The organism is Paenibacillus sp. FSL P4-0176 (assembly GCF_037975265.1).
Taxonomy (GTDB): Bacteria; Bacillota; Bacilli; order Paenibacillales; family Paenibacillaceae; genus Paenibacillus; species Paenibacillus amylolyticus.
Map to the genome: position 1 here is coordinate 6,707,486 of NZ_CP150242.1, position 12,957 is coordinate 6,720,442.

Sequence of the window (12,957 nt, forward strand, 5' to 3'; positions counted from 1 at the left end):
TTATAAAAATAGGCCTTTACTCTGACAGCATAACAGTCAGTGCAAAGGCCATTGGAGTTGTTCATCTTACCTCAAAAAAATCACGCTGCAAGCACACTCATTGACGCTTCACTTCAACAGTGGCCGAGAAGAAGGTAGCACCGTTACCCATGTCCGACAACCGATTGGACGTCAGTGAATTCGCCCGCTGCTTCTTCCCGTCACCATCCCACCATAAGCCTTGGCTGATGACGGTTCCCGGCAACATAGCTTCACTTACCTTGGCGGTAAGTTCGATGCGTCCACGATCATTCCATACGATCACGGCATCGCCGTCTTCCACCTGTCTGCGAGCGGCGTCCTCCGGGTGCATTTGCAATAGAGGCATCTTCTCCAAACGCTGATGTTTGGCTGAATTGCCAAAGGTGGAGTTCAGGAAATTATGGTTTGGCGGCGACAGGAACATCAATGGATACGTATCGGCAGGTCCAGCCGGATGCTCCCCATCATATCCTTCAACCAGAGCACTATAGGTAGGGAGCGGCGGAAGCCCTCTCTGTTCCATCGTCTCGGAATACAATTCAATTTTGCCTGAAGGTGTGGGCAGCTGATCCAGATATGCAGCATATGGCGTCATATCCAGCTTCACGAATCGATGTTCCTTCAGTCCTTCCAACGTGACCCCATTCATGTAGGGGTTGCCTGTGCCCTGAAGTGCGTCCTCAATCATCTGTTCCGGCGTTTCTCCGAAGATTGCAGGATCGTACCCCATAGCCTGCCCAAGCAGTGAGAACAGTTCCACATTGCTCTTGCTCTCCCCAATCGGTGCAATCACCGGCTCTTGCAGATGAACGTACTGATGCCAATAAGAGGTGTACAGGTCCGTCGCTTCAAATGAAGATGTGGCTGGCAAGACGATATCTGCATATTTCGCCGTATCCGTCATGAACAGATCATGCACAACCGTGAATAGATCTTCCCGTGCAAAACCTCGCTCCACCCGCTCGGTATCCGGTGCCACCACCAGTGGATTGCTGCAGTAGACCATCATCGCCCGGATTGGCTGCTCTGCTTCCAGCAACGCTTCACCAATCCGGTTCATGTTCACCACTCGCGGCTCCGGATTCTGCCGCAGCTCCGGACGTTCGAGCGCATCGCTATTTGTGCTCGCGTAGCTGTTGGTGCGAACGGCACCGCCGCCTTGCTTCAGCCATTGCCCTGTAATAGCAGGCAGACATGCAACGCTACGCACGTTCATTCCCCCATTATCATGGTGCTGGAGGCCATTGCCGATGTGAATATGGGCTGCCTGTGCGTTGCCGTATAGTTCGGCCAGCTCCACAATGGTTTCCTCCGGCACGCCCGTAATGCGTGCAACACGTTCAGGGGTGTAACTGCGGACATGATCACGCAGTGCCTCATGACCCACCGTATACTTTTGCATAAACGCTTCATCCGTTAGTCCCCGTTCGAATAGCACATGCATCAAACCCAGCGCCAGTGCGCTGTCCGTGCCCGGATACAGCGGAATAAACCAGTCGCCCCATTGGGCGGTACGATTGCGATGAACGTCGATGACGACAATCTTGGCGCCTTTCTTACGGGCTTTCTCCGCCAAAACGACCTGGTGCATATTTGTACTGACGATATTGCCGCCCCACACCAGGATGAGATCCGCATGCTCCGTATCTTCCGGCACCGTTCCCCGGTTGGCACCCATCGTATATTTCCAGCCCGTATTTCCAGCAGAGTTACAGATCGTCTGCTCCAGTACACTCGCACCAAGCGCATTGAAGAAACGTCGGTCCATGCCGTCTACGCCGAGAATGCCCATGTTACCGTAAAAGCTGTAGGGCAGGATGCTCTCCGGGCCGTAGGTTTCGGACAATGCAGTGAATTTGGTCGTAATCTCACGAATCGCTTCATCCCAACTGATTCGTTCAAACTTGCCTTCACCTTTGGCTCCTACACGTCTCATCGGATATTGTAGACGCTCGGGGTGATACACCCGCTCAGTCATATTTCTAACTTTATTACAGATGGCACCCTTGGTTATGGGATGATCCGGATTGCCTGCCACCTTCACAATTTTGCCGTTCTCTTTATGTAATAACAGACCACAAGTATCCGGACAGTCGAGCGGGCACACCGCCGCAAATATACCATTCTCCTGATCGATCATCGTAAGGCTCCCCTCTTTAAAAGCTATCCCTATATCATATCTTCTTCGAGGTTATCGCGTAAAGAGAACAGTATGTTTTTGCTTCATATTCGCCGCTATAGCGGCTTTAAATTATTTTCAAAAAAATGTTTTTGAGTTTGATTCAACTTCAGAATTCAGGGGTAAATTAAAAATAAGGCATTAGGCTAGTGTTTCCCCACTTCCTCCTCATGCCATATCATGGACCACTCCCGAAATTCGCCATGAACAGGTTTCGTTCCCCCGAACCTTGTCATGGCGAATTTATTTTGCGTTAAACTCCAACAAAGACCCCATACAAAAAAACGATCCCGCCCTGCTCCGTCACAGCATATTCGCCATGATCCGAGCAAGATCAGAATCGTCTTCACTTCTAATATACGTGTATACATGCCTCGCTGTGCCCGCTATGCTTGTTTGCTCAACATCACTCTAGCCTCCGTCTCCATAGGTTCGATCGACGTTGCTACCTCCGGTTTCACTTTTGGCTCAGCTTGGCGCAGGTACACCACCCAATAGGCTGCAGCAACAAACAGAGCACCTCCAGTAAGATTCCCGAGCCATACCGGAATGAAATTCATCACATATTGACCCCATGAATAATGTCCTTCAAAGATTGCCGCCGGGATGAGGAACATATTGGCCACAACGTGCTGGAATCCAATCGCCACAAATGCCATCGTTGGAAACCAAATGCCCAGTACCTTGCCACTCATCGTATCCGAAGCATAAGATAACCACACGGCCAGCGCGACCAGCCAGTTACAGCCGATGCCAGAGATGAAAGCTTGCAGGAAGCCGTCATGCAGCTTATGCCCAGCCAAATCCACTACTTTTGCCAGATATACACCCTCTCCGGTCAGACCAAGCACATGTCCAAACGCGTACGCGACAAACAAAGCTCCAACAAAATTACCAATCGTCACTAAGGTTAGATTTTTCAACATACTACCCACAGATAATTTTCGTGCAATCGTTGCAAGTGGAACTGCCATCATGTTGCCCGTCAGCAGCTCGCCACCACCTATGAGTACCAAGATTAATCCAACCGGGAACACTGCTGCTCCAATCAGATTGACCAGACTCCCCCACTCTGCTGGTGCAGAAGCAATTACCCGAATATCCAATAGAAAACCCAGCGCAATAAAAGCCCCTGCCAGAAAACTAAGCACCAGTACAGAAGACACCGGATATTGAGCCTTCTTCTTGCCTGTTTGCGCCGTATATTGTGCAACCTCAAGAGGTGTTTTTGCTGCCATATCATTCATCCTCTCCTTCATTGTTCATCATTGGATAAAACCATCTGAAATTCATTAGTTATGCGTTGAATACCACATCCTAATTGTATCTCGGTCCTAAACATAACTTTGTGCAAATTATCACAATGTTACTTAAAAAGATACTTTAAGAGTGTCTTGGAATAGTTATGACAGCAAGAGTGTAGTAAGCCCTTTTGTAGCTAAAACAAAAAAAAAAGAAGACTGACGATATACTCGCCAGTCTTCTCTTTCCTTTATAATCGTCCGCCTTGTTTCGTAATCTTGGCAGTTATTGTACTCCTCTTATTTACGGACAAGCATGACTTATCTTTGTATGGCGTTTATCATGCCCTCTGTTCAACCATCTATTCTGCTTCCTTACACCATTGCTGGTGCTTTTACTTCTATTGGAGGCAGTGCTTGCAGACCAGCCGTGTTCAGGAAGTTCCATGGTTTGTTGTAATGTGGCTGGAAGAAGAAGTCGATGAAGGCCAGCTCATCTACGGTCATGTTATTTTGGATGCAGACCGAGATCGTATTAATCGATTGGGTCAGATCAACCTGAGACATCACCTGTGCTCCAACGATCCGACGAGTAGCCTGCTCATATACCACTTTAAGCAACAGTTTCTCAGCCGTTGGCATAAACTCCGGACGGTAGCTGTCTTCCAGTACGACAGATTCAACAATCAGGCCTTCGTCAGCCGCAGACATTTCCGTCATCCCTGTACCCGCGATATTTTGCTCATAAATTTTGATACCCGATGTTCCTTGTGTACCCATATACGGTGTCGTAGGACGAACCAGGTTACGGGCTACGAGTGTACCCATCCGCACGGCGTTGGTTGCCAGTGGAATGTAAGATGCTTTGCCTGTTGGGTTGTAATGAATAGCACAGCTGTCACCCGCAGCGAAGACGTCTTTTTGACTCGTTTGCATATATTTATCCACGATGATTGCGCCGTTTGGCAGCATATCCACTTGGCCTTTGAGCAGCTCTGTATTTGGACGGAAACCAATGCACAGAATAACCAGATCGGTTTCGAACTCTCCTTTGGACGTGATCACTTTAGTCACTTTGCCATTTTCACCAGTAAACTTCTGTACCGTTTGACCAAGTGCCAAATTGATGCCGCGTCCAGTCAACGTATCTTCAATCGCATCCGTGAACTCAGGGTCCAAGTATTTATTCAAAATCCGGTCCACACTGTCGATCAGGGTAACTTCCTTGCCGTTCATTTGGAAAGCTTCCACCAGCTCTACGCCGATATATCCTGCACCTACAACAGTGACACGTTTGGCATCTTTGGCTTTTTCAATAATCGTGTTGGAATGATTGTAGTTTTTGCAAAGTAAAATGTTATCCATCTCGATGCCTTCAAGCTTTGGAACGACAGGCCATGACCCCGTTGTCACGATCAGTTTGTCAAACGTATCTTCAAATTCTTCCCCGGTTTGCAGGTTTTTAGCCTGAAGGGTATGGCCCTTGGCATCTACTGCTGTTACTTCATGAAGCATCTTGGTCTCAACACCAAGCTCTGCCAGTTGATTAGGCGAAGAATAGAACAAGCCGTCAGGGTCTTTCACAACCCCACCTACGTAGAGCGCAATGCCACAAGATAGGAAGGAGATATTGTCATTGCGCTCATACACCGTGATGGTAGCATCCGGGTACAATTTGGCGGTATTTACGATGGCTGCGGTTCCTGCGTGTGTACATCCGATAACTGCGATTTTCATTAAAAGTTCCTCCTCGAAATATATAAATGAGTTTGAATATAAGGTTGTTATGGTTGTGAAACATTTCACTTCTTGTTCGAAACTGTGTATGTGATTTATTTCACTTTATACACTCATTATAATGTGATATTTTTCACATTGCAATAGGTTGAGCAAAAAAAGTTTGTCGAAGGAGGTCATTTCCCTGTATTTAAGCCTTTCTTCCCTTCATTGTATTGATTTCATTGTCCCCGGATTTGGGCAGGTTTATGCTATGTAATGGCTTCCGTGATCCCTGTATGAACGCAGTGTGGACGTATAAAGTTATAGGCGTCTCCTGCCTCATGTTTGACTTATACAAAAAATAAATGGCTTCAATTTTCATTACAGAGTTGATTTCATGGATCCAACTCCTACCTGTGAAGAGAATAAATCTGCGTATATAAAATAATCAAAGAAGCCCATCTTTGCTTATGCAAGGACAGGCTTCTCAAACGTTCTTGTATTAACCGAGCAATTTCTCGATATCTGCAATCATTGTCTCCGGAGATTCTTTCGGTTCAACACGACCTACCACTTCACCTTCGCGGTTAACAAGGAACTTGGTGAAGTTCCATTGGATGTCGCTTGTTTCACCTACGCCAGGTTGTTGCTCCTTCAGGTATTGGAACAGGGGATGAGTGCCCTCACCATTCACATCTACCTTGGCAAACACCGGGAAATTCACACCATAGTTAATCTGGCAAAATGATTCCGCTTCCTCACTTGTACCTGGCTCCTGCCCTCCAAACTGGTTACAAGGGAAACCCAGTACAACCAAGCCTTGATCACGATAACGATCATAAAGCTTTTGCAATTCACCGTATTGCGGGGTCAGCCCACACTTGCTGGCTGTATTGGCAATGACCAATACCTTACCTTGATACAGATCCAGTGAGACTTCTTGGTTCGCGGTGGTTACCGCCTGATATGAATATACGGACATGACTGATTCCTCCCATGACATATGTTGGTTTGGGCTGTTGCGAGCACGTTGGCATAACCAACGGACTCACAGCCTGTCCTATTATTATAGACCTGATCCAATGCGATTACCAAATCCCGGGTCTACCCCTTCCCTTTGCTACCATGCGTTGCAAATTCCCCATGAATGCAAAAGAGCCGCGTGCAATAGCGCACAGCGGCTTCATTCTATAATGTAAGGACCACATATGGCCCATTTCGTTAACTTCCTGTCGCTTGGACACGTGGTTCTGCCCGTCCTCCAGCATGAACCATCGCACTGTTCATGACCAGCTGCTCTGGCGTCTTCGATTGCTGGCGTTCGCCTGCAAGAGCGTAAGGCAAGCAGAGCGGTACACCGGAACGCGGATCAATCACGATATCTGCTTCAATGTTGAATACTTCACGAAGTACATCTGAGTTCATAACTTCCACAGGTGAACCATGAGCGATGGCTTTACCTTTTTTGATACCAATCATGTGATGTGCGTAGCGGGAAGCATGATTCAAGTCATGCACAACCATAACAATGGTACGGTTGGCTGTGGCATTCAGTTGCTCCAGTAATTGCAATACTTCGAGCTGGTGAGCCATATCCAGGAACGTAGTCGGCTCGTCCAGGAAAAGGATATCTGTTTCTTGGGCAAGTGCCATGGCAATCCAGGCACGTTGACGCTGTCCACCGGACAGTTGATCAATCGGACGATCATGGAATTCAGTCATGGCTGTCACTTCGATAGCCCATTCAATCATACGTTTGTCTTCCGCACGCATGGAGCCAAATCCTTTTTGATAAGGAAAGCGACCATACGATACCAGTTCAGTAACGGTAAGACCTTCAGGGGCTGTTGGATTCTGTGGCAAAATCGCAAGTTGCTTGGCAACTTCACGCGTGGACTGCTTATGGATGGACTTCCCGTCGAGCAATACATTACCTGCTTTTGGAGCCATAATACGTGCCATCGTTTTCAGGATGGTTGACTTCCCTGAACCATTGGCTCCAACAAGTGCTGTAATTTTTCCTTGGGGAATCTGAATATTCAGATCCTCTACAATTAGTCTTTCCTCATAAGCGATATCCAGCTTGGTCGTCTCCAGACGAAACATGCGATCATCCCTCTCTCATTTATCCCGGTTATGTAATCCGGCTATGACAACAAAAACGAAATTGTAATTCTGTGATTTCCGACGCAAATATCTTCTACACTAAAGATACTGATAATCATTATCATTTGTCAACATAAAAAACCAAATTTTCTTCTCTTTTCGTGCTTTATTTGGTCTTTCTGTAGCAGAAATCCCGCTCTTTCCCCAAGTACACATGAGACCTTTTCTCATTCATTCCGCGCACTTTATCACTTCTGACTGTCTTTCAAACTCTTGAATCGCAAATTTTGTGTCTGAATTGTGAATGTGTGAGTTTTTTTGTGTTTGCTATATCCGCCATATCAAATAAAAAAAGATGACCTTGAAATCTAAAGTTCAAGGTCATCTCACATACGCTCGTTTAATAAGGTATGAAGTCAGCATTTTTCATTATTGGATCAAAAGACACTTAATGAATCTATGCAACACGCTCATATAAAATAACTTACAGCTTCGGCTGAGGCATCAATTGGATTACAGTCATACTGCCCTGCGTACTCTTCACACTGGCAATACTCTCGGCATCCATATTCGCTGGAAGATCGATCTGCAATCCATACGGATAGAGACGATCTACCTCTCCAATAGACATCTGTGCAGGAGTGTTCGCATCCTGTTCATTGGATACAGATGTGTCAGGCGATGTGGAACCAGTAGCTTGATCGGCATCCGTACCTTGATCCGTGTCTCCACTCCCAGCATTAGACGGTGCATTCGTCCCTGTATCCGTTGTTGTATCAGTAGCAGGATCTGAAGTGGAATCACCCGATGTTGAAGGATCGGCCTGCTGATCGCCATCCTCCGTCTGCTCTATGTTTCCCGCTGAAGAACCATCCGTGCTTCCTTCGGAAGTACTTCCTGAGCCACCATCGGAAGGAACTTGGTTATCTGGCTCCTCATTCCGATTAAAACTCTCCCACTTACCTGTAGCATCCAACTCCTGCGTGTTGCCATCTTTCATCGTCAATTGCAGCGGGCCTTGCTCAAACTCAGTGCTTCCCGTATCATTCCTGAAACGGATCACCAGTTGGGCAGGTGATTGCGTACCCTCCTGTTCACTCGCAGGAATCATATAAGCAATCTGCTCCGCGAGCTGCACCTCCGGTTCAGCCGGTATGACAGGCTCCTGGGTAGAAGGAGGGGATGCCGCTGGCGGCTCTACAGAATCTTTCATCCATGCATATGTACCGCCAGCAATACCCAGAACCAGGATCAAGAGGATTAATCCAAACAGATTTTTCCTTTTACCCGTTAGCATCCGCACCAGTGGAGAGGACAATTCCGTCTTCGCACGGTCATAGACCGGCTTCATTGTCTTGCTGGCTCTCACATAATACGGTTTGAAAGCTGACTTCGACTTGAAAGCTTCACGGTCATGGGCTTTGAAATACGCCACGATGGCATCCGCATATCCTTTATGCGCATTGGAACCCCGGACAAACATTCGATGATCTCCTGACCATTCGAAGAATGGATACAGCCCTTCAGCACGACTTGCATTGGTGCGGATGAATTCAATCAGGCCAGGATAATCCAGTCGGTTACTACCGCTTCCTCCCCGATAAAAAGCCATCGGCAAAGCTTCATAAGCCGCTATCCCCGGATGAGCCTGCAGCTCTCCGGCAAGCCAGCGACGCGTCCAGCGTTGAAGTTCATTGCGTTCTGCCAGGGAAAGTGCCTCCAATGCCTCTTCTTCATTCCCCTCGCCACTAAGCCACACTCTCGCAGCCAGCATCATGTTCGTTCGAGCAGATACATCAGAGCCCTGACGTGCCGCCCAATCCCGAACCTCATTGCCATGCTGTAAAATATCAATGCTTAATAGCTGTTCACGGTTAACCCGTTCCAGATCCAGATCCTGAATCATAAACAGGTTAATGACATAAGCCAGCTTGTCTGCAAGGCGGGTTAACTCTTCCTGATATGCCGGATCTTGACTGGCAGACGGAGATCCCCCTTTGCGATTAGGACGGGCTGTAGCTTCAGATTGACCAATTCGTGCCGTAATGCCTGTATCATAGGTGACATCAGCGGATACCCGATCCAGTATGTTAACACGCTGGAGGGCTTCATTCGCAGACTGTACCGGATTAGGCGCAGAACATAACCGTTCACGCAGCTCATTGGCTGTCCGCTCCTGCAAGAAGCTGTAGTGGATCGCAGATGGATGGGACGTAACCCATCTTCGGATCACTTCCACAACGTTCGCTGCCGATTCCGTGCGTTTCAGCTGATTGTCCAGATAAGGCTCGAACAACAGCTTAGTGAGCGATTCATTGGCCAGCACTTTATCAAAGAAAGCCCGATTCAGCTGCGGATCCCGATCCAGCACAGCATACAATTCCTGCACAGCACGCATACGCTTCTGGGCGCGGGCATTATTCACACCGTAGATAAAATAGTCCACTATCCGGGATTGCACCACGGGCGCGGCAACACTGAAATATTCGCCAATGCGAGCTGCGACGTCTTCTTCGGGTACGTTCTCACGCTTCACGCTGTCCAGTTCCCTGCTGAGCAAGGTCAGGAACAGCTCGTTCAGACGGGAACGTTGCTGTAATCCACCATCCGGCTTCAAATAGGTCAGCAAGCCACTCAGGACATGACTTTTGTTATCCAGATACAGGTCTTCCATGCCTTGTTCAAGACCATAGAACACCGCAAGTTCGCCATAGGCTTCAATGGAAAGTTCCCGCCCAGGTTCCATGCCGGACAACATTTCATCCGCAAACGTATAGAACGCATCCGCCGCCGCAGGTTCCTGCAATAAGGCCCAAGCGAATTCTGCATAAGGTAACTTCGCCACAGATGCATCCGCATGTGTCACTCTGCCTGATACGAGATCAAAGGTGAAATCCTTCTCCGTATTCCGGTCTTTCGGACGTAACGTCCCTCGCTCAACAAACTGGACGTGGATGCCCTTCTTGGCCTGTGGCTCCTTGGCAAACGTCATGAATCCCAGCTGCCGCCGGAATGCGTATGGTAAAGCCGTGTACAGCAAACGTAACAATCCTTTGGCCCCTGCGGTCACTTCCTCTGCGGGAAGGTCCAGCGCAATGTATACTTTTCTGCGTGTCGCTACAGACTGCATTACCGCATAGAGCAGGCGCTTGAACAGCACTTCGTTCATCTTCAAGGTGCTCAGCACTTGGGTGGGTGATCCTACGCCAGCATCGGTCGCCCCACCCTGTCCGCTCCTAGGTGATATAGGCAATTCAGCAAGCGCCGGCAGAACTGTACCTTGTTCGATGTCATAGGACGTGGCGAACACGGCATCCAGCCAGCCGCCTTGTTTCATCTGCTCTTCCGAACGTTCGGGAGACAAGACGTAATTATGTGCAAAAAAGGCACTGCGCAGCCCGGTGAAATCCGCAGACTGGTACACATTTTGCCCAAGAATCGTCTCTCCACTCTCCAGATGAAGCAGGTGAATAGAAGCCGGAAACTTCGTCTCGTCCTTCTCGCTACGGCCTGTTAGCTCCGCTGGAGCATCATAGACACAGTAGGGGTGAAGCACTTTTTTGATAAAAGAAGGGTCCAGTCCCGGCGATGCCGCAACCGTATCAAACCCCTCTGTTGTGCGAAACACCCCGCGCCGCTCTCGGGTATACAACTGTTGTTCAATGGGCGGGGTTACGGAAGAACGCATCATCCCACTCTCCCCTCAATGTACTTCAGCTTGTACAATAGCCATAAGAAGGGTTCATCCACGCGAATCGGACTAACCACACCCTGCAATTTCATATCCACCGGATTGCTGCCCAGCGCAGAGACTGCGAAATAGGCTGTATCCTTGAAGTACACATCCATCGTGCCCTTGAACGGACGATCCACCTTCTCAATAAAACGCCGGATCTCCCCGTCGATATTCTCGAACTCGGTTAAGTCGAACCAATCACGGTGCACCATGTTGCGGAAGACATTACTGTTGGATTTGATATAGTCGCCCTCTTCATCCTTGAGGGAATGCAGCATGTCGCTTTTCGTGAGCACAACGGCCGTTGGAATATTCGTTTTGGCTTTGTCCTGATACGCAATAAAATCTCCGAACATCGTCAGCACCACATCGCGTGGCTCATCGTATCGTGGTGTCCACTCTCCCGGCTCGTTGCCAAGGTTAATGCGGATTTTGTCCCGAATCGAACGAATCTGAAGCGGGTCCACCATAAACAGAATGCCTGCCGAGTTCTTGATGTGTTGCCCGTGAAGTCCGAGATAATCCTGCTCCACCATACCTTCACCCGCAACGTCAAAGAACACCAGTGTCAGCGGCGCTTTATCTTCGTCCTTGAACACAAACTGGAAGATAAACGGCTCCTGCAACTTTTCCTTCTGTGTGGAATCCAGCAGATCGCCCCGTTCAAACAACGGTTCTTCATAATCCGCACGGAACCGGCGGCTAATCTCCGCATTCAATGGCATGCAAGCCGCGTCAAAATGATCGGCCGTATAATGCTGCAATGTATGAATTAATGAAGTCATGTAGACGGATTTCCCCACCTGGGATGCACCGATAATAGAAATGATGTTGCTCGGTGCTTTACCTGCCGTAACAGGTAGCTCGTTATGACATTGCGGACACAACCGGCGACGCGTAACGACACCATACCGATCGTTCAGCCCCATCACGATGTTATCGGAATAAATACGGTGTTCCTCCGGTACATCATGGGGTGCCAATACCGCCTCCATATCAAATACCGTGTCGAGTCCGAACCTTTCGCGATACCGATTCAACTTCGCATCTTCCCCGAGTGCGTAGTCCTCATCATCATCACGGTGATGGGCAGCGCGGAACACCACCTCTTCCGGTGAAAACTTGCTGAAACAATAAGGGCATACAATATCATAAAACAGCGGACGTTCCTCCGGCTGTTGTCTCTTCAAAAACCGACTAAAAAAGCTCATAGCCACTCCCCTCCCCTGATCAGTCAGACTAAGGTGATATACACTTGCACTACGATGACAGAGTAACCTCCCAATCGCTAGTCCAACTATCTAGTCTGATATAAGCCGATAGGCGGCTCCATATTTCGGTCCGTCCGTGAAGAATAATCGCACATAATCATCCTTGGCAACTTCAACGGGCGGCATCTCATTTCTTCCGGGAGCAAAATCACTCACAAAAGGATACACCGTACCATCTTCCTTATTCAGCGGAACCCCGCCCTGTTTGCGAACATAACAGAGGGCTTCCTTTGGAACAGGTACTTCCGCTGTGACGGTGATCAATACACTTTTCCGTTTCTGAAAAAAACCGCTCTTGTAGCGAATGGAAAAGCGGATATCCGCCTTCCCTGCGCTTGCAATCACCATGTTGTCCTCGTCTCGTTGACGGATCAGCACAGGTCCCTCTTCCTGCATCTGACACACATAAACCGTATACTTGATGGCACCAAAACCCGTGATCCGATCCGTGTATCCATTGCTCGCCTTATATTCCTCTCTCGTGTACAGCTTCAGCTTGCCCTGTGCAGGCTCTTCCCCGATATGATCATAGCTCATCATATCCAGCTCCAGCCGTTCCACATACACAGCTTCTACCCGTTCCGGCCAGAGCCAGCGAAGTGTACAACGCCCTTCGTCCACCGCAAGTGTCAGTTTTCGAATCAAGGGTGTCGAAGGGTCTGCATCCGTAAACCGCATTTCCAT

9 protein-coding genes are annotated in these 12,957 nt (G+C 48.6%); all 9 read right to left on the reverse strand.

The genetic code is table 11. The features are described 5' to 3' along the window. Positions 1-97 precede the first annotated feature (97 nt). Positions 98-2,161 carry a molybdopterin oxidoreductase family protein gene (locus tag MKY95_RS30685; protein WP_155985096.1) on the reverse strand — a complete coding sequence of 688 codons (2,064 nt, stop codon included), beginning with the start codon at positions 2,159-2,161 and terminating at the stop codon, positions 98-100. A 185-nt stretch (positions 2,162-2,346) separates the two neighbouring features. Beyond that, positions 2,347-2,571, reverse strand: a complete 225-nt coding sequence (locus MKY95_RS30690; protein ID WP_339195908.1) for a hypothetical protein — start codon at positions 2,569-2,571, stop codon at positions 2,347-2,349. Positions 2,572-2,586: 15 nt separating this feature from the next. Next, positions 2,587-3,438: a formate/nitrite transporter family protein gene (locus MKY95_RS30695; protein WP_339195910.1), complete on the reverse strand. Its 852-nt coding sequence runs from the start codon at positions 3,436-3,438 to the stop codon at positions 2,587-2,589. A 378-nt stretch (positions 3,439-3,816) separates the two neighbouring features. Further along, positions 3,817-5,178, reverse strand: coding sequence for an FAD-dependent oxidoreductase (locus MKY95_RS30700; RefSeq protein WP_076319272.1), 1,362 nt, complete (start codon positions 5,176-5,178; stop codon positions 3,817-3,819). A gap of 484 nt (positions 5,179-5,662) precedes the next feature. Further along, on the reverse strand, positions 5,663-6,142 hold the full coding sequence (locus MKY95_RS30705; RefSeq protein WP_076253672.1) for a glutathione peroxidase: 480 nt from the start codon (positions 6,140-6,142) through the stop codon (positions 5,663-5,665). Between the two features lie 239 nt (positions 6,143-6,381). Beyond that, entirely contained in the window at positions 6,382-7,266 is an 885-nt protein-coding gene (locus MKY95_RS30710; protein WP_036612750.1) for an ABC transporter ATP-binding protein, read from the reverse strand. A gap of 484 nt (positions 7,267-7,750) precedes the next feature. Then, positions 7,751-10,957, reverse strand: coding sequence for a hypothetical protein (locus tag MKY95_RS30715; protein ID WP_143781099.1), 3,207 nt, complete (start codon positions 10,955-10,957; stop codon positions 7,751-7,753). Further along, positions 10,954-12,213, reverse strand: a complete 1,260-nt coding sequence (locus tag MKY95_RS30720; protein WP_024632789.1) for a hypothetical protein — start codon at positions 12,211-12,213, stop codon at positions 10,954-10,956. Before MKY95_RS30720 ends, MKY95_RS30715 begins: the two co-directional genes overlap by 4 nt. A gap of 90 nt (positions 12,214-12,303) precedes the next feature. Beyond that, the gene (locus MKY95_RS30725) at positions 12,304-12,951 is read right to left on the reverse strand and encodes a beta-mannanase (protein ID WP_076319274.1); all 648 of its coding nucleotides are present in this window, start codon (positions 12,949-12,951) and stop codon (positions 12,304-12,306) included. Positions 12,952-12,957 lie beyond the last annotated feature (6 nt).